The 20252-nt window shown below is 67.6% G+C and carries 12 protein-coding genes; 9 read left to right on the top strand and 3 right to left on the bottom strand.

Translation table 11 applies throughout. The features are described 5' to 3' along the window. Window positions 1-355: 355 nt before the first annotated feature. The 4 genes from G5S35_RS02410 (at window position 356) to aroG (ending at window position 8865) form a co-directional block, all read left to right on the top strand. A complete protein-coding gene (locus tag G5S35_RS02410; RefSeq protein ID WP_183038529.1) occupies window positions 356-4831 on the top strand; it encodes a YhdP family phospholipid transporter in 4476 nt (1491 codons plus the stop codon). An 82-nt stretch (window positions 4832-4913) separates the two neighbouring features. Further along, window positions 4914-5777, top strand: a complete 864-nt coding sequence (locus G5S35_RS02405) for a carbon-nitrogen hydrolase family protein (RefSeq protein WP_110325479.1) — start codon at window positions 4914-4916, stop codon at window positions 5775-5777. Between the two features lie 82 nt (window positions 5778-5859). Beyond that, a complete protein-coding gene (gene tldD, locus G5S35_RS02400; protein WP_065057151.1) occupies window positions 5860-7326 on the top strand; it encodes a metalloprotease TldD in 1467 nt (488 codons plus the stop codon). A 465-nt stretch (window positions 7327-7791) separates the two neighbouring features. Then, window positions 7792-8865 (top strand): 3-deoxy-7-phosphoheptulonate synthase AroG, encoded by a 1074-nt coding sequence (gene aroG, locus G5S35_RS02395; RefSeq protein ID WP_065057150.1) that lies wholly within the window; start codon window positions 7792-7794, stop codon window positions 8863-8865. A 41-nt stretch (window positions 8866-8906) separates the two neighbouring features. On the opposite strand, the gene G5S35_RS02390 is transcribed toward aroG, so the two are convergent. Next, window positions 8907-9866, bottom strand: coding sequence for a glycosyltransferase family 2 protein (locus G5S35_RS02390; RefSeq protein ID WP_221224209.1), 960 nt, complete (start codon window positions 9864-9866; stop codon window positions 8907-8909). 455 nt (window positions 9867-10321) lie between these two features. Here G5S35_RS02390 and G5S35_RS02385 point away from each other — a divergent pair, with 455 nt between their 5' ends. Next, window positions 10322-11488: a glycosyltransferase gene (locus G5S35_RS02385; RefSeq protein ID WP_237181321.1), complete on the top strand. Its 1167-nt coding sequence runs from the start codon at window positions 10322-10324 to the stop codon at window positions 11486-11488. Between the two features lie 87 nt (window positions 11489-11575). Here G5S35_RS02385 and G5S35_RS02380 read toward each other — a convergent pair whose 3' ends face one another. Next, window positions 11576-12823, bottom strand: a complete 1248-nt coding sequence (locus G5S35_RS02380; protein WP_065065072.1) for an oligosaccharide flippase family protein — start codon at window positions 12821-12823, stop codon at window positions 11576-11578. Between the two features lie 279 nt (window positions 12824-13102). Here G5S35_RS02380 and G5S35_RS02375 point away from each other — a divergent pair, with 279 nt between their 5' ends. Then, the gene (locus G5S35_RS02375) at window positions 13103-14470 is read left to right on the top strand and encodes a glycosyltransferase (protein WP_237181320.1); all 1368 of its coding nucleotides are present in this window, start codon (window positions 13103-13105) and stop codon (window positions 14468-14470) included. 46 nt (window positions 14471-14516) lie between these two features. On the opposite strand, the gene G5S35_RS02370 is transcribed toward G5S35_RS02375, so the two are convergent. Then, entirely contained in the window at window positions 14517-15722 is a 1206-nt protein-coding gene (locus tag G5S35_RS02370; RefSeq protein ID WP_124261794.1) for an acyltransferase family protein, read from the bottom strand. A 348-nt stretch (window positions 15723-16070) separates the two neighbouring features. Here G5S35_RS02370 and G5S35_RS02365 point away from each other — a divergent pair, with 348 nt between their 5' ends. From G5S35_RS02365 to G5S35_RS02355, 3 genes are all read left to right on the top strand, one after another. Beyond that, on the top strand, window positions 16071-17492 hold the full coding sequence (locus tag G5S35_RS02365; RefSeq protein ID WP_183038527.1) for a sulfite exporter TauE/SafE family protein: 1422 nt from the start codon (window positions 16071-16073) through the stop codon (window positions 17490-17492). Further along, complete coding sequence (locus G5S35_RS02360; protein WP_065065074.1) at window positions 17489-18727, top strand: glycosyltransferase; 1239 nt, start codon at window positions 17489-17491, stop codon at window positions 18725-18727. Before G5S35_RS02365 ends, G5S35_RS02360 begins: the two co-directional genes overlap by 4 nt. Before the next feature lie 164 nt (window positions 18728-18891). Beyond that, window positions 18892-20196, top strand: a complete 1305-nt coding sequence (locus G5S35_RS02355) for a polysaccharide biosynthesis/export family protein (protein ID WP_231957754.1) — start codon at window positions 18892-18894, stop codon at window positions 20194-20196. The last annotated feature ends 56 nt before the right edge of the window (window positions 20197-20252 follow it).

Below are 20252 nucleotides of genomic sequence, written 5' to 3'. Positions count from 1 at the left end.
ATCGCGCGGATGAAAGATGCACGGGAAAGGGAAAATACACGGGACGCACGTGGGACGCACGCAAAACACGCGCGAACCGCGAAGCGACGAAGATGACGCGCACGAGGATCCGCCATGAAGTTTTGCTGTGACGTTCCGTTGCAAGGCTTGCAAACGCGAGGCCCCGAGCCTGTGCGCAGGCGCCTCGCCCGCAACGTTGCGCCGGACACCGAAGTGCGCGCCACCCGCCCTGCCCGTCATGTAAAACGCCGCGCGCCACCGGCCATCCCGGCTTCCCTGGATGGCCTTGTATACGGCCCTGTGTGATACATTTCGTCGTCAGATCGCAACGCTACCATACCCCACCCGCCGCAGCATGTCCGAGCGTAACGACCCCGCCGGCCCGCACCCCACCGGACACGCCAGCCGGGAAAGTGCAGACGCGGGCTCCCAGCATCACCACCCGGTACTCCGTCACACGCTGCGCGTGCTGGCGTGCATCGCGCTCGTCCTGTATTTCATCGTTTCGGTGCTGCTGCTCGGTCTGCGCTACGTCGTGCTGCCGCATGTGGACGACTTCCGTCCGCGCATCGAAAAGCTCGTTTCCGACAAGATCCACGCCGATTTCCGCATCGGCAAACTCTCGCCGCACTGGTCCGGTTTCCAGCCCGGCATCGACGTGGCCGACCTCACGATCCGCAATCGCCAGGGCCAGCTCGCGCTGAACGTGCCGCACGCGACCGCCTCGGTGTCGTGGCGCTCGCTCGTGCTGTTCGAGCCGTTGCTGTCGAGCATGATCGTCGAGCGGCCCGACGTGCTGATCACGCGCGAAGACGACGGCACGCTCACAGTCGCGGGCGTGCCCGTACCCACCGCGCATACCGGCAACGCCACCTTCACGACCTGGCTGATGCGCCAGGAAGCCATCGTGCTGCGCGGCGGCACGCTGCGCTGGGCCGACGCCACGCGCGACGCGCCCGAGCTGAAGCTGTCCGACATCCGCCTCGCGATTCTCAACGACGGTTACGATCACCGCATCGCGCTGCAGGCGCCCGCCGAGGGCACGGTGCTGCACGGTCCGCTCGATTTCCGCGCGCAGTTCAAGCACTCACGCCTCGCGCCCGCCGGCAAGCCGAACACCTGGAGCGGCAACGCCTATGTGTCGACCGGCCCCGTCGATCTGCCCACGCTCGCGCGCTACGTTCCGCTGCCGATCACGACCTATGCGGGACGCATCGACAACACCATCTGGGCGCATTTCGAGAACGGCCGCATCCAGTCCGCCGACGGCGTGCTGAGCGGCAACACGATCGCGCTGCGCGTGAAGCCCACGCAGCCTCTCCTCGATCTGCCGGTCGCCGGCTTCAACTGGCGCATGGGTCTCGCGCCCGGCGACTTCACGCTGCAACTGCGCGACTTCCACGCCGAACTCGGCCAGCCGCCGCTCGAAGACGGCACGCCGCTCGTGCGCACGCTCGCGCTCACCACGCTCGACGCGCGCTTTCGCCAGCAGACGCTGCAGGCGGGCCAGCTCGTGAGCGTGCGCGGCGACCGCATCGACCTCGGCATCCTCGCCGAATTCATGCGCGCGCTGCCGCTGCCCAGCCGCGTGCTGAACGCGCTGGTGCGCTTCAATCCGCAAGGGCTCGTCGCCGATTACGAACTCGCGCTCGAACGCGCCGCGCCCGAAGCGGGCGAAGCGGCCACCGAGCAGCGCTCGACGGCGGCGGAGCCGATCCTGCACTACCGCTTCAAGGGCGACCTGCAGGGCATCAGCGTGGCGGCGCAGGAACCGGGGCCGGGCCTCACGCCGCGCAATCACCCGCGCGCGGGCCTGCCGGGCTTCGAAAATCTCTGGGGGCATATCGACGCCGACGAGTCGCACGGCACGATCCGCCTCGACGCCTCGAAGTCGGCAGTCACGCTGCCGGGCGTGTTCGACGACCCGCGCCTGACCTTCGACCGTCTGTACGGCACGGCAAAGTGGACCGTGGCCGCGCAGCGCAATCCGGGCGACAAGCTCAAGGCCTTCGCCGTCGACGTGACCGAACTGGGCGTGCAGAACCCGGACGCAAGCGCCAGGATGACCGCGCACTACACGAATCCGGGCCACGGTCGCGGCGCGCTCGACCTCGTCGCGCATTTCGACGAGGCCAAGGTCAACGCCATCGCGCGCTATCTGCCCACCAGCATCAGCGAGAAAACGCGCATCTATCTCGGCCACGGGCTGCAGGCGGGCATCTCGAAAGGTGCGACCATCGAGATTCACGGCGACCTCGCCAAATTCCCCTATTCGCGCGATCCGGACGCGGGCCAGTTCCGCATCGTCGCGCCGTTCCAGAACGGCCGTTTCGATCCGTCGCCGTATCCGCCCAAGACCATGCGCAACGGCGTGCCCAATGTGTGGCCCGCGTTCGACGGCATCGACGGCGTGTTCACGCTCAAGGAAAAGCAGTTGCGCTTCGACGTGGCGCGCGGCCATTACCGCGACTTCGTGCTGCGCGACGTGAACGGCCGCATCGACGAACTGGGCGTCAAGGGCTCGGACCTCGTGATCCAGGGCGCGGGCCGCGGGCCGCTCGCCGACCTGCTCGCCTATGCCGACAACAGCTCGATCGGCGCGCTCTCGAAGCACGCGCCCGCAAAGGTGCGCGCGCAAGGGCCGGCCACGCTCGCGCTCAAGCTCACGATCCCGCGCAAGCCGATGCCGAAGGTGCTGGTGGCCGGCGCGATCGGCTTCGAGAACAACACGCTGGCCGCCGACAACGTGCCGCCGCTCTCCGCGCTCAACGGCAAGGTGCGCTTCACGAACCGCAGCGCCCAGGTCGAGCGCCTCACGGGCCGCTTCCTCGGCGGCGACCTGCGCGCGAACGGCGGGCTGCGCGAGGACGGCCGCTACAAGCTGGACGTGGCGGGCAACGTGGCCGTCGATGCGGCGCGCGGGCTCAATCTGCACGGCACGGCGGCGGCGGTGCTCGACCGCTTCTCGGGCACGGCGCCCTACTCGCTTTCGGTCGACGGCGCGCGCGGCCATCTGCCCGACGTGAAGGCGAGTTCCGATCTCACCGATCTCGCGATCGACCTGCCCGCGCCGTTCGGCAAGGCCGCGGGCGCGCAGATGCCGCTGCGATTCGATCTGCAACCGGGCACCGGCGACGCGGGCGACGCGGGCACGGTCGCCGGCGCCACCGACGCCGCGAATTATCAGCACGCGGAACTCACGCTCGGCCCGCTCGCGGCGCGTTACGTGCTGCGGCGCAATCCGGGCCATGTGCCGGACGTGGTGCGCGGCGCGATCGGCATGAACAAGCCCGCCGACCTGCCCGCCGAAGGCGTGACGGCGGCCGTCGACCTGCCCGCCTTCGACGCCGACGCCTGGCGCCTCGTAGTCCAGCAACTGCGCGGCAAGGCGGCAGCGAGCAACACAACCGCTGCGGCGGAACATGCCGATCGAGCCGATCACCGCGAAGCCGCCAGCACCGGCGCACCGGCGAACGCGGCCGCGACGGCCATGACGAACGGCGCCTCCAGCCCCGCCGCGACGAGCGCGGCCAACGCCGTGGCGAATCCGGCGAGCGGCGCGTCGGTCAATGCGCCTAACACGGCGTCGGCCAACACGGCGGCCAGCGCGGCAAACGTTGCCGCCGCCCCGCTCGCCCCCGGCGGCGCGTTCGCGCAGTACCTGCCGTCGCGCTTCGCGGTCCACGTCGGCATGCTGACGCTGCTCAAGCGCCACTGGGAAAACGTGATCGTCGGCGCCTCGCGCAGCGGCGAGCACGGCAACGAATGGCAGGCCAATCTCGCCTCGAACCAGGTCTCGGGCCACGTCTCGTGGAAACCGGGCGCCGTGCCGGGATCGCCAGGCACGCTCGAAGCGCGCCTCGCGCGTCTGGTCGTGCCCGCCGCGACCGAAAACGACCTGCTCGGCCAGGCCGTTTCGCAGCCCGCGCAGAACATGCCGTCGATCGACCTCGTGGTGAACCAGCTGATCGTGCGCGGCCGCGACCTCGGCCGCCTGCAGATCAACGCGCACAACTACGACGAGAACGGCGTGCCGGTCTGGCAGCTCGACAAGCTCGACATCCTGAACCCGGACGCGCACTTCACGGCCACCGAAAACTGGCGCGCGATCGGCGACGAAACCGCGCCTGCCGACACGGCCGGCGGCGCCTCGCAGACGCCGCGCCGCACCGCGCTCGATTTCCACGTCGATATCAAGGACGCGGGCAAGCTGCTCGAACGCGCGGGCGTGGCGCACGCCGTCAAGAACGGCGAAGGCACGCTGAGCGGCAATCTGGTCTGGCGCGGCGGCCCCTCGAAGATCGACTTCCCGACGCTCAACGGCAATCTCGCGCTCGACCTGCGCCACGGTCAGATCCTCAAGATCGATCAGGGCGTGGCCACGCTGCTCGGCGTGCTGAGCCTGCAAAGCCTCGCGCGCTTCGCGACCATGGACTTCCGCGACGTGATCGGCCAGGGCCTGCCCTTCACGAGCATCACGGGCACTGGGCAGATCGAGAACGGCATCGGCCGCACCAGCGACTTCCGGCTCGTCACCGCGCCGGGCCGCGCGCAGATGCAGGGCACCGTCGATCTCGCGCACGAAACGCAGGACCTGCGCGTGCATGTCGTGCCCACGGTGAGCGCGGGCGCGGGCGTGGTGGTCGCCGCGATCATCAATCCGCTGCTCGGTCTCGCGGCGCTGGCCGGCGACATCGCGCTCTCGCACACGGTCGAGTCGGCGTTCGCGCGCGACTACGCGATCACGGGCTCCTGGGCCAAACCCCACGTCGAGCGTCTGCGCGGCGATCAGGGTAAGATGGACACGCAGGTCCCGGCGGCGGCGCATTGAGGTCCGGATCACGGAACTCCTCCTTGCTGGCGCGGCCGCCCGAACGGGCCGGCAACGAACACCGTCCACTCACGAGCCGCCGATGAGCGAATCTCCCTCCCACGCCGCCCCGTCCACCCCACCGATCACCCCGTTCCGCGTCGCGGCGCTGCAGATGGTCAGCACGCCCGATCCGGCGCGCAATCTCGCCGAAGCCGAACGCCTGATCGCCGACGCCGCCGCGCAGGGCGCGCAGCTCGTGCTGCTGCCGGAGTACTTCTGCTTCATGGGCCACAAGGACACCGACAAGCTCGCGATCCGCGAAGCCTACGGCGACGGCCCGATCCAGCGCTTTCTCGCCGATGCCGCGCAGCGCCACGGCGTATGGATCATCGGCGGCACGCTGCCGCTGAAAGCGCCCGAGGAAACCCGCGTGCTCAACACCACGCTCGTGTTCGACCCGAGCGGCGCGGAGCGCGCGCGCTACGACAAGATTCACCTGTTCAACTTCGAGAAAGGCGCCGAATCGTTCGACGAGGCGCGCACCATCCGCCCCGGCACCGAGGTGCAGACCTTCGATGCGCCGTTCGGCCGCGTGGGCCTGTCGGTCTGCTACGATCTGCGCTTTCCCGAGCTGTACCGCCGCATGGGCGGCCAGGACGGCTGCGCGCTGATGGTCGTGCCGTCGGCGTTCACGTACACCACGGGCCGCGCGCACTGGGAGATCCTGCTGCGCGCCCGCGCAACCGAGAACCAGTGCTACGTGCTCGCCGCGGCGCAGGGCGGCACGCACGAGAACGGCCGCCGCACCTGGGGCCACAGCATGCTGATCGACCCGTGGGGCGAAGTCGTCGACGTGCTCGACGAAAACCCCGGCGTGGTGATCGGCAACCTCGACCTCGACCGTATCGCCGCCGTGCGCGCGAGCCTGCCTGCGTGGCGGCATCGCGTGCTCGACCGTGCCTGACGAACCCGGGCGCGCCACTTGAATTGAGCGCACCGCGCCCGAATCTTCCTTCACAGACTCATCGATTGATCCCACTGAGCGCATGAACATCATCGAACCCGGCATCCGCAATCTGGCGACCGCGAAGGACTTGCTCCTCACGCCCTACGGCCTCGACGAGGCAGTGCTCACGCGCACGCTCGGCGAGATCTTCACGCACCGCATCGACTACGCCGACCTCTACTTCCAGACCACCCGCAGCGAAGCGTGGAGCCTGGAAGAAGGCATCGTGAAGTCGGGCAGCTTCAGCATCGACCAGGGCGTGGGCGTGCGCGCGGTCTCGGGCGAGCGCACCGCGTTCGCCTACTCCGACGACCTTTCGCCCGAAGCGATCCGCCAGGCGGCCATCGCCACGCGTTCGATCGCCCAGGCTGGCGGCGGCAAGCAGAAGATCAAGGTGGCCACCTCGCTCAAGGGCATCGCGGGCCGCGATCTGTATCTGCCCTCCGACCCGCTCGGCTCGCTCGAAGCCACCGAAAAGGTCAAGCTGCTCGAACGCATCGAGCAGATGGCGCGCGGGCGCGATCCGCGCATCACCCAGGTGATGGCGGGTCTCGCGGGCGAATACGACGTGGTGCTGGTCGCGCGCAGCGACGGCGCGCTCGCCGCCGACATCCGTCCGCTCGTGCGCGTCTCGGTCACGGTGATCGCCGAACAGAACGGCCGCCGCGAAGTGGGCAGCGGCGGCGGCGGCGGCCGTTACGACTACGGCTATTTCACCGACGACGTGCTCAGCAAATACGTCGACGACGCCGTGCACGCGGCGCTCGTGAACCTCGAAGCGCGTCCGGCGCCCGCGGGCGCGATGACCGTCGTGCTCGGGCCGGGCTGGCCCGGCGTGCTGCTGCACGAAGCCATCGGCCATGGTCTCGAAGGCGACTTCAACCGCAAGGGTTCGTCGGCGTTCGCGGGCCAGATCGGCCAGCGCGTGGCGGCCAAGGGCGTCACCGTGGTCGACGACGGCACGATTCCGAATCGCCGCGGCTCGCTCAACATCGACGACGAAGGCAACCCGACGCAGTGCACGACGCTGATCGAGGACGGCATTCTCAAGGGCTACATTCAGGATTCGCTCAACGCGCGCCTGATGAAGATGCCGGTGACCGGCAACGCGCGCCGCGAGTCGTACGCCGCGCTGCCGATGCCGCGCATGACCAACACCTACATGCTGAACGGCGACAAGGACCCGCAGGAAATCCTCGCCTCGGTGAAGAACGGCCTCTACGCCGTGAACTTCGGCGGCGGCCAGGTCGACATCACGAACGGCAAGTTCGTGTTCTCGGCGTCCGAGGCGTACATGATCGAGAACGGCAAGATCACCTACCCCGTGAAGGGCGCAACGCTGATCGGCAGCGGCCCGGAATCGCTCAAGTACGTGAGCATGATCGGCAACGACATGCGCCTCGACTCGGGCGTGGGCGTGTGCGGCAAGGAGGGCCAGAGCGTGCCGGTGGGCGTCGGCCAGCCGACGCTGCGCATCGACCGCATGACGGTCGGCGGCACGGTTTAAGGCAGGCGCGCGCGCAGGTCAGTCCAGGCGCGCGATGCGTGGCGATGCGGAAATTCCGCACCGCCACGCGGATTTTCTGCATCGCACCGCGCAATTGCGCGGATAATCCGCTTTTTCTCGCAAACCCGCTTGCCAGCCGCGAGAGCGCCGGGGTATAAAGGCAATCACCCTTTTCGACGTAACGAACGCTTTTTCAGCGAAACCGTTTTAAAGACACCCAATCCGCCATGTTCGCCACGAAGTTTTATTTTTACTTCTTTTGGTATCTCAGACCGCTGGCGGATCGAGAGGGTTGATAGTACGCGCAGGACCCCGAACACACGAGAAACCGCCAGCAAAGCCTGGCGGTTTTTTTTCGTCCCGCACTTTTCGTGCATTGCCTCAGAGCCGCATTTTCATCTAACCGATTTTTGAAGCACCGTCCGACCGACGCACGCTACGCACCCAGGATCAGGAGAAAACAACATGCCCCCGCACAACACCGACGATGTCCGTATCCGCGAACTGAAGGAGCTGACGCCGCCCGCGCACCTGATCCGCGAATTCCCGTGCTCGGAAGCCGCTTCGACGCTGATCTACGAATCGCGCCGCGCGATGCACCGCATCCTGCACGGCATGGATGACCGGCTGATCGTGATCGTCGGACCGTGCTCGATTCACGACACGAAGGCGGCGGTCGAGTACGCGAAGCGCCTCGTCGAGGAGCGCAAGCGCTTCAAGAACGAACTCGAGATCGTCATGCGCGTGTACTTCGAAAAGCCGCGCACGACGGTGGGCTGGAAGGGTCTCATCAACGACCCGTTCATGGACAACAGCTTCAAGATCAACGACGGCCTGCGCACGGCGCGCGAACTGCTCGTCTCGATCAACGAACTGGGCCTGCCCGCGGGCACCGAATACCTCGACATGATCAGCCCGCAGTACATCGCCGACCTGATCTCGTGGGGCGCGATCGGCGCGCGCACGACCGAGTCGCAGGTGCACCGCGAACTGGCGTCGGGCCTCTCCTGCCCGGTCGGCTTCAAGAACGGCACGGACGGCAACGTGAAGATCGCCGTCGACGCGATCAAGGCCGCGTCGCAGCCGCACCATTTCCTCTCGGTGACGAAGGGCGGCCACTCGGCCATCGTCTCGACGGCAGGTAACGAGGACTGCCACGTGATCCTGCGCGGCGGCAAGACGCCGAACTACGATGCGGAAAGCGTGAACGCCGCGTGCGCCGACATCGGCAAGGCGGGTCTGGCCGCGCGTCTGATGATCGACGCGAGCCACGCCAACAGCTCGAAGAAGCACGAGAACCAGATTCCCGTGTGCGCCGACATCGGCCGCCAGATCGCGGCGGGCGACGAGCGCATCGTCGGCGTGATGGTGGAATCGCACCTCGTGGCGGGCCGCCAGGACCTCAAGGAAGGTTGCGAGCTCACCTATGGCCAGAGCATCACGGACGCGTGCATCGGCTGGGAAGACAGCGTGAACGTGCTCGAAGGTCTCGCGGAAAGCGTCAAGCAGCGCCGCGTCGCGCGCGGCAGCGGCAATTAAGCGGCAACGCCTTCATCGGCAAACCGCGCGCGGCGCAGGCTTCAAAGCCGCGCCGCGCGCTCCGGACGCACGGCGCCGATGCACAGATCGGCAATGCCGATCACGTTGCCGATCAGGCGTCCGCGCCGGTCGAGATGCGCCTCGGGCCGCATCGACTTCAGGCAGTTCATACCGAGCGCGCGCACGATGTTGCTCGCCGTTTCCTTGCGCGACATCACGCCCTTGCGGCACAGATACATCGCGTTGACCACCTGCGAATAGCCGTAGCGGCGTCCCGAGACGCGCCCGCCGCGCAGGCCCAGATGCACGCCGAGCAGATAGTCGCAGTACGCGAGCCGCCCGCTGCGCGCGAGGCGTCGCGAAAAATCCTTGTCCTCCAGCCAGCCGTACAGCACGAGCCGTTCGTCGAAACGCAGATCGGCGATCGCGTGCGCGCGGCACGCCATGTTGCAGCCGTAAAGCTCGTCGCACGCACGCAAGGGCGGACGCTGGCGCGCCTCGTCGTGCGCGCCGTCGATGAGCGCGAGCGCTTCGTCCCACGTCGCCGGCTGACCTTGTGCGCCGTCGCGCAACGTGCGCCCCGACACGCCGACAAGCCCGCTATCGGCCTCGAACGCCTCGATGCATTGCGCGATCCAGTGACGCTCGGGCGCGAAGTCGTCGTCGAGAAAAATCACGATGTCGATATCGGGCGCGAGCGCGTCGAGCGCGCGATTGCGCTGCACGCTCGACCCCGCGCTGCCGATCAGCACATCGACGCGCAGACCTTCGGCGTCGTAGGGACCGAGATCGTCTTCGCAGCTCGCGGAAAGAATGATCTGCGCGGGCGGCACCGTTTGCCGCGCGAGCAGGCGCACGGCCCACGCGGTGGCGGCCGGGCGGCCCTTGGTGGCGATCACGGCGGCGACGCGCGCGCCCGTCGCAGCGGACGCACGCGCGTGCTGCGTGGTTGCGCCGTCCACGAACGAAGGTGGGGATGCATCGCCTGTGATCATCGTCATCGGTTTCTCCGCATTCGCCGGGCACACGACGGTCGCTGCGCGTGTCGTCTGCGCCACGCACATCGCGCGCACGTTCTTCCGCTTGCTCCGAGATTACCCGAGGTCGCGGTCGTCGCCGAGTCGCCAGAACGAAGTTGTCCGAAACATTCTATTCATCGGCTGAATTCAACGAAACGTTGTCGAACACAAAGCGACACTCGCGTTCGCACGCGCCCATCCCGCCAATCTGCCGGTCGGTTTACGCCATTTTTCGCACTTTTTCCGTGCGTTTATCGATGCCGCATCGCCCATAGCGCGGCCTCGCGAGCGGCACGGATTCAATAGAAATTTTCGGGTTCCACTTTTGCTACGGCTCGCCTACAACATTCTGAGGATATGAAAATTTGACCGGCTGAATTCCGCTTACCCGAGACACTCGTCCCCTTTTGACCGCGTCTGCACGCTGGAGCCAGGCTGTGGAAAACAAGATCGTTTCTTCCGGGACGAGCCTCTACGCACAGGACCACGAGGCGCGCAGCGCCGTGCGCGACCGGCCGGTCGTCTTCTACGTGCAGCCGTTGATCGCGCGCTATCGCGTCGAGGTGATCGAATCGCTGAACCGCCTGTTCTGCGTGAAGGTGTTCGCGTGCTCGGAAGGCATGGAGGCGAACGGTTTTTCGCGCGAGCGGCCCGATTGCGAGGAATTCGTCGAGACGCGCATTGCGGGCCTGTCCTCGCGGCGCATCCGCATGCAAAGCCGCGTGCTCACGCGCATCGTTCTCGAACGTCCCGACGCCGTGCTGATTTTCGCCGACGTCCGCTATCTCTCGCTCTGGCTCGCGCTCATCGCGGGCCGCGCCATGCGCGTGCCGGTGCTGATCCACGGTCAGGGGCTGTATCGCCACACGCATGCGGGATTCGTGCGCACGCTCTGTTACCGGATCGCGGTCGCGCTCGCGCAGCGTTACGTCTGCTATACCGAGGCGTCGCGGCGCTCGCTCGTGCGCATCGGCTGCCCGGCGCGCAAGCTCGTGGTCGCCAACAACTCGCTCCAGGTTTCGTCGACGGTCGAGCCGAGCGCGAAAACCGGCACGGAAAACGGCGTGCTCTTCATCGGACGGCTGCGCGAGAATTCGCAGATCGAGGGCTTGATCGAGGTGATCGCGCAATTGCATCGCGAAGGCTGCGATATCGCGCTGCATGTGGTCGGCGGCGGCGAGCATGCCGCGAGTCTGCAGCGCCGCTATCGCGACCGCAGCGACGTGATCTGGTACGGCGCGCTCTACGACGACGACACCATCGCCGCCATCAGCCGCCGCTGCCGCGTGGGCTGCTATCCGGGCTCGGCGGGGCTGTCGGTCGTGCACATGTTCGCGCTCAGTCTGCCGCCCGTCGTGCACAACCGGCTGCGCCAGCACATGGGACCGGAGCCGGGCTACGTCGAAGACGGCCACACCGGTTTTCTGTTCCGGCGCGACGGCGGCGTCGCCGCGCTCGCCGCCACGCTGCGCCGCGCGTGGGCGCTGCCGCCCGATACGATGCGCGAGATGGCCACGGCCGCGCACGCGGCCTATTGCCGGCTCAACACGCCGACGCTCGGGCATCAGCTTGCGGAAATCGTCGAGGCGTCGCTGCGGGCTTGAGTGCGTCTGAGTCGCATTTGACGCACGCCGCACGCCGCGCCCGACATCGACGCGCATCGACGCGCATCGACACTCAGTGCACAAGCGTCAGCGCTTGCGCCACACGCGATACAGCATCCAGCCCGCGCCCGACGCAAGGCCCAGCGTCATCGACCACGCGATGCCCATCACGCCCCAATGCTGCGTGGCGATCGGCACGCTCACCGCGAGCGTCGCGACCTGGATCAGCGAGGCGACCGTGACCGCGCGCGCATCGCCGACCGCGCGCACATACGACGCGAGCACCGAATTCAGCGCGCTGATCGCCATGTTGATGACGAAGATGCGAAACAGCGGCACCGCCGACAGCCACGCCGCGCCGAGCACGAGCGAGAACAGCGGCTCGGCCGCGAATCGCAGCACGATCACCACGACGGCGAGACCGAGCGCCGTCACGCCGAGGTAGATGCGGAACAGCCGCGCGGCCGCCTGCGCGCCGCCGCGATGATGCGCGGCGAAGGTCGGAAAGAGATATTGCGACATGGCGATGGCGGCATCGGCGAGCAGCATCTGCGCGAGCTTCGACGACATCTGCCATGCGCCCAGTTGCGCCGGCCCGAGCAGCTTGCCGACCACCACTTTGTCGAACTGGTTGGTGATGAGGATGATCACGCTGCTCGCCCAGATCCAGCGCGAGAACCCCACGTAATGGCCGATGCCCGACCAGCGCAGCCGGATCGGCGGACGCGGCGCGAGCGTGGTCCACGTCAGCACGCTCTTGAAGGCCTCGCCGACCATCATGCCGAGCAACAGCGCGTACGGCCCCATGCCCGTGAGCGCGAGACCCACGCCGACCGTGCAATCGACGCACGCGGCGGCGATCTCGATGCCCGCGATATGCTGGAAGCGCCGCTCGCGCTGCGCAATGAAATAGGCCGGCGACGCGAGGCCGCGCAACAGCGGCAGCAGCGCCGCCAGCTGCACGAGGCCGAGCGCGCCGCCGAGATGGAATTGCGCGTCCATCAGCGGCGCGCAGGCGACCAGCAGCAGCGCGATCAGCAGGCCGCGCGTGGCGAGCGTGGTCCAGACGCTACCGGTCTGATCGCGCGTGGGCGGCGTCGGCCCCTGGATCACGGCCTGCGCAAGCCCGGTGTCGGAGAGCGCTTCGGCGATCGCGACCGCGAGCAGCGCCACGCTCGCGAGACCGATCGCGGACGGCCCGAGAATGCGCCCGATCACCAGAAATTTGACGGCCACGAGGCCGCGCACGACGACCTGCTGCAGCAACACCCACGTCGCCGCGCCGGGACCGAACCCCGCCTTGACCGGCCACGCCGGCACCCGCATCGCGCGCAATCCGCTTCTCCTTATCCGGTACTGATGCCGTACTCGCTCGTGCAATGCGCGCGTGAACGGCGCGCAGCGCCGGCCCTGGGTCTCGCGGGGCCGACCTCTGGACGTTACCGCGGCGCAAATGTCACCAGACGCCATCTGCCAGGCGGAATCGGACGCGCGATGTTGCGGCGTGTGGCGCGTACCGCATAGCGCACCCGCCCGCGCACCCACCGCTAGCTGCCAGGCATTTTCGGCCAACCCGGCCCGCATTTTGGCGCGTGGCGCACGCGCGTCGCTGCTATGGTGAAACGCACAATCCTCAGACAGGCCGACCACATGGAAACCGTGTCGATCGCCAGATACCGCCGTGACGATGCCGATGACGTCGATTCAGCCGATGCCGCCACGAGCGGCACCGCCAGCGACGGCACGACGGCCGACGGCGAGTGGATCGCGATCATCGAACCCAACTTCACGGGCCACCGCTGGCGCTACGTCGAATGGGTCGCGCAGGCCTGCGTGGAAGGCGGCCATCGCTGCCTCGTCGTCACGGACACGGCGTATGCCGAGCATCCGCTCGTCCAGCGCCTCCTGCGCGAGGCGCGGCCCGATCTGCGCGTCGTGCTGCTCGATCTGCATACGGTGCCGCGCGGCCTGCAATACGCGTGCAGCGTGTACATGCGCTTTCGCGACTTCTACGCGCGCGCGCTCGCCGACATCAGCCGCACGACGCGCGTGAAACTCGTGGTCGTGCCCTACGCCGATTACTTTTTCTACACGCTCGCGGCGCTCGACACGCCCTTCGGCAAGACGCCGTGGATCGCCATCGTGATGGGCATGACCTTCCATCACGCGCAGGCCGGGCTGCGCACGCCGCGCCGTCCGTTCGTCGATCTCGTGAAGTCGATGCTGTTCCGGCGCGGTCTGCGCGCACGCGGTCTGCGCACGCTGCTCACCATCGACCCGACGCTGCCGGACTGGCTCGCGCGCATGACGCGCACGGCTGCGTCGCCCGAATCGACGTCGCACGCGAATTCGCGCCCGACTCGCCTCGCCTACGTCGCCGATCCGTTTCCGGAGATCGACGCCGTCGATCCGCAGATCGCGCGCGCGCGTCTCGGGCTCGATGCGCGTACGCGCTATCTGCTCGTGTATGGCGCGATCGGCGAGCGCAAGGGCATCCGCGAACTGATGCAGGCGCTGATGCACAAGGGCGACGCGCCCTGCCTCGTGATCGCCGGTCAGCAGGACGACGAAACGCGCGCCTTCATCAACGCGCACGCGCCGCATCTGACGCCCGCGCCGGTGATCTTCGACCGCTTCGTGCCCGACGACATGGAACGCGATCTGTTCTCCGCCTGCGACGCCGTCTGGCTCGGCTACCACAAGCACTACGGCATGAGCGGCGTGCTGGTGCAGGCGTATCGCTTCGGCAAGCCGGTGCTCGCGAGCGCCGACGGCCTGATCGGCTGGTTCTGCCGCGACGGCGCGCTCGGTCCGCTGCTCGACGATCTCGAACCCGCCACCATCGCCCACGCGATCGACACGCTCGCGCAGGGCTGGAACGCGCGCGCGCCCGGTGCGGGCATCGCGCGCATGGACGCGCATCTGCTCGCGCGCAACACGCTCGATCAGTTCAAGCACACGTTGCAGGACGCGATGGTGTGAGCGCTTTCAGGCGGGCGGAGCGAACGCGTTCAGGGGAGCGCATTCATCACGCCACGCCGCCTATCTTGCCGTCGACATCGGGCGTGCCGGAAGCCGGCGCGGTCGTGACCGGTCCCGGCGCAGTCGGCGCGGAGGCCGCGCTCGCGCGGGCCGGACGGCGGTCGGGAAACACCGCATCGCGCAGACGCAGGAACGGAAACTCGATTGCGCGCGTCGTCACATAACCGAGCACGATCGCGACGAAGAACTGCGCGCCGAGCACGACCGGCCACGCGGCCAGCGCGGGCACGTGCAGCGCCGCGAGCTTGCGGATCAGAAAGTCGCCGGGCGCGAGCGCGAGCGAATGCCAGAGGTAAATCCCATACGAATACACGCCGAGCCACGCGATTGCGCGATACAGCCATGACGCGCGCAAGCCGCCCGAATGTTCGAGCACGAGCACGAGCAGCGCGCAGAAGCCCGCGGCCTGCAGCGTGAAGCCGATGCTCTCGTCGAGCGCCACATGACGCGTCGCCAGCGTGAGCCACGCGACGAGCAGCAGCACCGCGCCCACGAGCCAGCCCTTGCGCGCGGCGATCCCGCGCCAGACTTCGGGCTTCATCCAGTAGACGGTCGCGAGCATCACGCCGAACAGCAGGCTGTCGATGCGGTACTGCGTGTAGTTGAACGCGGCGTCGAGATTGCCGCTCGCCACGGCGATGCTGCGCGCGCCGAGCACGAGCGTGCACAGCACGGCCATCACGCCGATCAGCGCGTTGGCGCGCAGCCGGAAATGCGCGAGCACGATCAGCAGCGCGGGCAGGAACAGATAGAAATGCTCCTCGACGGCGAGGCTCCACGTCTGCGCAATCGAGGTGCCGAAGTAGTTCTGCAGATGCGTGAGGTTCTGCCACAGGAAGGTGTCGCGCGGATGCCGCCCGGACACCACGTGAAAGAGAATCAGCGCGTAGTACGCGGGCCAGATCTTGAAGATGCGGCGCACGATGAAGCGGCGCGCGGCGATGCGTCCGTTCTGCGCGTACTGCCGCAGCAACAGGCCGCCGACGAGAAAGCCCGAGAGCGTGAAGAACAGATTGACGCCTTCGTGACCGAAGCTCTTGAGCGGATATTCGAGGATGTCGACCCACGCGTAGCCGGTGTGGACCGTATGAAAGTGAAAGCCCATCACCGCGAGGATCGCGATGCCGCGCACGAAGTCGAGTTCGATCGATCGTCCGCGCACCGCGGGCGGCGTGCCGCGCAACAGATTCATGACGCCTCCTCGCAATGGCGATCCCCGATGCGGGGTTGATTCGTTGCTTTGCTTCGCTGCTTCGCTTTCGTTAGCCAACGACGCGCCAACCGACCCGCGCCCGGTCATCCGGCGCGGCATGCTCGCCGACCCCATCTTGCGCAAGCCCGCCTGTCGGCGTGCGCCAACTTCCCGGCGTTCTCGGCCAGACGCACGGTGACAGATCGATCATTTTTTTTCAGCCGCCACAATTCTGTCCCTTCGCGCCAGCGTCATGGCAACGCGTTCGCTGCGTTTTATATTGGGGCGAAACTCCGCATGCGGCGTCGGCCGCCTGCGCAACCACGCACCGCACCGGGAGGAACGCCGATGCGCAACAAACATGCGGTCCTCTGGATCTGGCTGTGCTTCGTGCCGCTCGCCTTCGACTACAAGGCGCCCGACTCGCAGTTCGGCCACGGCGCGCAATGGCTGGCGGTGTTTCCCGCGCTGGCCGCCGCCGCCATCCTGATGATGATCGGCCCGCGCTTCACGCGCGAGTCGCGCCTGCGCTCGTTCGTGACAGTCATGCTCGCACTGAGTCTCGGCGGCAGTCTCGTCGCGCAACTGCTCCAGCACAATCCGGTCGGCAACTATCTGCGCGTGATCCTGCCGTTCCTGCTGTTCGCGCTCGGCTACTTCGCGATGTGCCGCCCATGGCATCCGGTGCGCATCGCGCAGATACAGAACGCGCTCTACTACGCGAACGTGCTGGGCCTCATCTTCACGTTCCTGTTCGGCATGTTCGCCGTGGGCGGGCCGCTGTCCGATATCCGCTTTCGCATCGTCTCGCCGACCATGCTCGCGTTGCAGGCGATGCTGCTGCATCAGTTCATCGTCGCGCGGCGCTTCTCGGTGTGGATGGTGCTCGTGTTCCTCGCCACGCTCGTGGTCGAGCTGCTGAGCGTCACGCGCAGCCTGCTGCTCGCGACCGTGCTGCTCACCATGTTCGCCGCGTGGCTCGCCGCGCCGTCGATCGGTCATCTGATCAAATCGGCGGTGCGCACAGGCGCGGCGCTGCTGTGCGTGGTGGCGATCGCGGTGGGCACCGCGTGGCTGTTCCCGTCGATCACGAATCACTGGTCGCAGCGCATCTTCGCGGCGCAGAACTCCGACTCGGACCGCGACCCGACCACCATCACGCGCATCGCCGAAATCCGCGATCAGTACGATCAGGTGACGGCGTCGGCGGAAACGCTGCTGTTCGGCAAGGGCTACGGCCACGTCTACCGCTACTCGCCGATCTATTTCCCCTACGTGCGCGAGACCTTCAGCAAGGCCGACTACTTCGACACCAGCGACTGGGTCGCGGGCCACAACTTCTGGGTCTATCAGCTCTACGCGGAAGGCGTCGTGTTCGGCGCGTGCATGCCGATCGCGGTGCTCGCCGCGCTCGTCGCGGCCGGTTTCGCGTTCCGGCGCTGGCATCGCATCGCGCCGCGCGAGCCGCTGCTGATGCCGTTCAGCATGGCGATCCTGATGCTGGCCGCGCTGCCGGGCGCGTCGATCGGCGGCAATCCGCTCGGGCCGCGTTTCTCGGGCCTGATGTATGGCGTCGCGCTCGGTCTCGTCGTCGCGCTGTATTCGCAGCTTCATTACCGCATCGACGTGCAGCGCCGCCGCGCACAGGCCGACCCGTACTCGCATCCCCCGCAACGCCCGCGCAGGCACGAACGCACCGAGCCCGCCTTTCGTCCCCCGGCGCCCGCGCCGGCGCCGCTCACTCCCTACGCGACTCCGGAGCCCCGATGAAAATCCTGCACCTCGTGTCCACCGTCGATCCACGTTCGGGCGGTCCCATCGAAGGCGTGCGCCAGAGCGGCCTTGCGATGGCGGCCCTCGGTCATCGCATCGAAGTCGCCTCGCTCGATCCGATCGACGCGCCCTATGTGCGCGATTTTCCGCTGCCGCTTCACGCGCTCGGTCCGGCGCGCGGCCATTATGGTTACTGCCCGGCTTACGCGTCCTGGCTGCGCGAGAACGCCACGCGCTTCGACGCCGCGATCGTTCACGGTCTCTGGCAATACCACGGCTACGGCGCGTGGCGCGCGCTGCGTTCGACGCGTCTGCCCTACTACGTCTACGCGCACGGCATGCTCGATCCGTGGTTCCGCATCACCTATCCGCTCAAGCATCTGAAGAAATGGGCCTATTGGCCGTGGGCCGAATACCGTGTGCTGCGCGACGCCGCCGCCGTGATCTTCACGACCGAGGAAGAGCGCCTGCTCGCGCGCGAATCGTTCTGGCTGTATCGCGCCAACGAACGCGTCGTGCCGTTCGGCACCCATCCGCCCGCGCTCGACGCCGGCACGCTGCGCGAGGAATTCCTGCGCGCGCACCCGCATCTGCAGAACAAGCGCATCGTGCTGTTTCTCGGCCGTCTGCATCCGAAGAAAGGTTGCGATCTGCTGGTGCACGCGTTCGCCGAACACGCGCGCGCGACGCCCGACGCCCATCTGCTGATGGCCGGCCCCGACAAGAACGACTGGCAGCCCGCGTTGCAGGCGATCGCGCAGACCCACGGCATCGCGCATCGCATCAGCTGGCCCGGCATGCTGCAAGGCAATCTCAAGTGGGGCGCGTTCCATGCGAGCGATGTGTTCGTGCTGCCCTCGCATCAGGAGAATTTCGGCGTGTCCGTGGCCGAGGCGCTCGCGTGCGGGCTGCCCGTGCTGGTGTCGGACAAGGTCAACGTGTGGCGCGACATCGAATCGGACGGCGCGGGCTTCGTCGCGCCCGATACGGTCGCGGGCACGGCCGGACTGCTGTCGGCCTGGCGCGGTCTCGACGAGCAACAGCGCGGCGTGATGCGCGCGCAGGCGCAGCGCACCTTCGAGACGCGCTATGCGATGAGCGGCATGGTGCGCTCGCTGCTCGCGCTGCTGCACGAGCATCCGTCGCATGCCGCCGCGCGTGCGCGCACGCCGCGCGCGCTGCACGTCGATGCCGCCGAGCAGCCGGAAGCGACGGCCACGTTGCGCAACTGAGTCCGTATTGCAAACAGGCCGGGTACAACACGGCAGATCACACAGATAACGATTGAACAATCACACGCGGCGCAGTCAGGCCGCATGGCGACGGAGCGGCGCAGCACGCGATGGCGTTGCGCGCCGGCCGGGGGTGAGCGATTCCTGAACTGAGGGGACAAGCCATGTCACACAGCATACCGGGTGGTTCGAGCGTGACGAGCGCCGACGCAGCGGCACTCGCAGACACACACATCAACGCCAACATGAACGCACAAGCAGACGCACACACAGAACAACAAGCACGCGCCGGGCGGCGCGCAACACGTGGATCGCGCGGCGCGCTGGGCGCGGCGGCGGCACTCGCGGCACTCGTTTCGCTGGTCGCGGGCTGCGCGTTCTCGCCGGGCATGACGGCGCCGTCGAGCGTCACGCAGGCAAAGGCCGCCACCCAGGCGGCGCAATCGGGCGGCGCGAACAACGACGCGCCGCCGCCTAACGCGCTCGTCGAGATCAACCCCGCGCTGATCGCGAAGGAACACGCCGCGCGGCCCACCGTCGTGCCCAACGACGTCGAGTCGCTGTTCGGCACGCCCAAGCCCTACACGCTCGGTCCCGGCGACGTGCTCTCCATCGTCGTCTGGGATCACCCCGAAATGAATCTGCCGACCACCTCGTCCAGCAGCAACGGGCAGCAGGATCAGAGCACGAGCCAGGTGGTGTCGGGCTATACGGTCGATTCGTCGGGCACGATCCAGGTCGCGTACGTCGGGCCGATCCACGTGGCCGGGCTGACCGAACTCGACGCGCGCAATCTCGTGGCCAGCAAGCTCTCGTACTATCTGCACAATCCGCAGGTGACGCTGCGCATCGAGGCGTATCGCAGCCGCCGCGTCTACGTGGACGGCGAAGTGCGCACGCCGGGCCTGATGGTGCTCAACGACATGACGATGTCGCTGCCCGAGGCGATCAACCGCGCGGGCGGCTTCACGGCGGCGGGCGACCGCTCGCGCGTGAGCGTGACGCGCGGCAAGAAGACGGTGCTGGTGAACATTCCCGACATGATCAAGAAGGGCGTGAATCCCGACAACATCATCCTGCAGAACGGCGACCTGATCCGCGTGTTTTCGGAGAACGACAGCAAGGTCTACGTGCTGGGCGAAGTCGGGCATCCGGGCAGCATTCCGCTCGACAACGGCCGCCTCACGCTGAACGAAGCGCTCGGCAACGCGGGCGGCATCAGCCAGGGTTCCGGCGACGCCTCGCAGGTCTACGTCGTGCGCGGGCAGAAGGAAGGCCATCGCACCGTGTATCACCTCGATGCTTCATCGCCCGAATCCATGGCCACCGCCGACGAGTTCGAACTGAACCCGAGCGACGTGATCTTCGTCGACGCCTCTTCGCTCGTGAAGTGGAGCCGCGTGGTCAACCTGATCCTGCCGAGCACGCAGGCGGCCTCGGCGGGACGCGCGGTCGGGTACGGGTATTGATCGGCGCGTGGTGTTGAGCGAGCGCGCGTAGCACCGCACGCTGCATGTAAAACGGG

It is taken from the genome of Paraburkholderia tropica, assembly GCF_014171495.1.
Classification (GTDB): Bacteria; Pseudomonadota; Gammaproteobacteria; order Burkholderiales; family Burkholderiaceae; genus Paraburkholderia; species Paraburkholderia tropica.
The sequence above is the reverse complement of the archived record's forward strand: the minus strand, read 5'-3'. Positions and strand labels throughout refer to the sequence as shown.

Excerpts from the sequence above, each read along its gene's own strand:
- G5S35_RS02410 (WP_183038529.1), top strand. The coding sequence starts at position 356 with ATGTCCGAGCGTAACGACCCCGCCGGCCCGCACCCCACCGGACACGCC.
- G5S35_RS02405 (WP_110325479.1), top strand. The coding sequence starts at position 4,914 with ATGAGCGAATCTCCCTCCCACGCCGCCCCGTCCACCCCACCGATCACC.
- tldD (WP_065057151.1), top strand. The coding sequence starts at position 5,860 with ATGAACATCATCGAACCCGGCATCCGCAATCTGGCGACCGCGAAGGAC.
- aroG (WP_065057150.1), top strand. The coding sequence starts at position 7,792 with ATGCCCCCGCACAACACCGACGATGTCCGTATCCGCGAACTGAAGGAG.
- G5S35_RS02390 (WP_221224209.1), bottom strand. The coding sequence starts at position 9,866 with ATGACGATGATCACAGGCGATGCATCCCCACCTTCGTTCGTGGACGGC.
- G5S35_RS02375 (WP_237181320.1), top strand. The coding sequence starts at position 13,103 with ATGGTGAAACGCACAATCCTCAGACAGGCCGACCACATGGAAACCGTG.
- G5S35_RS02370 (WP_124261794.1), bottom strand. The coding sequence starts at position 15,722 with ATGAATCTGTTGCGCGGCACGCCGCCCGCGGTGCGCGGACGATCGATC.
- G5S35_RS02365 (WP_183038527.1), top strand. The coding sequence starts at position 16,071 with ATGCGCAACAAACATGCGGTCCTCTGGATCTGGCTGTGCTTCGTGCCG.
- G5S35_RS02360 (WP_065065074.1), top strand. The coding sequence starts at position 17,489 with ATGAAAATCCTGCACCTCGTGTCCACCGTCGATCCACGTTCGGGCGGT.
- G5S35_RS02355 (WP_231957754.1), top strand. The coding sequence starts at position 18,892 with ATGTCACACAGCATACCGGGTGGTTCGAGCGTGACGAGCGCCGACGCA.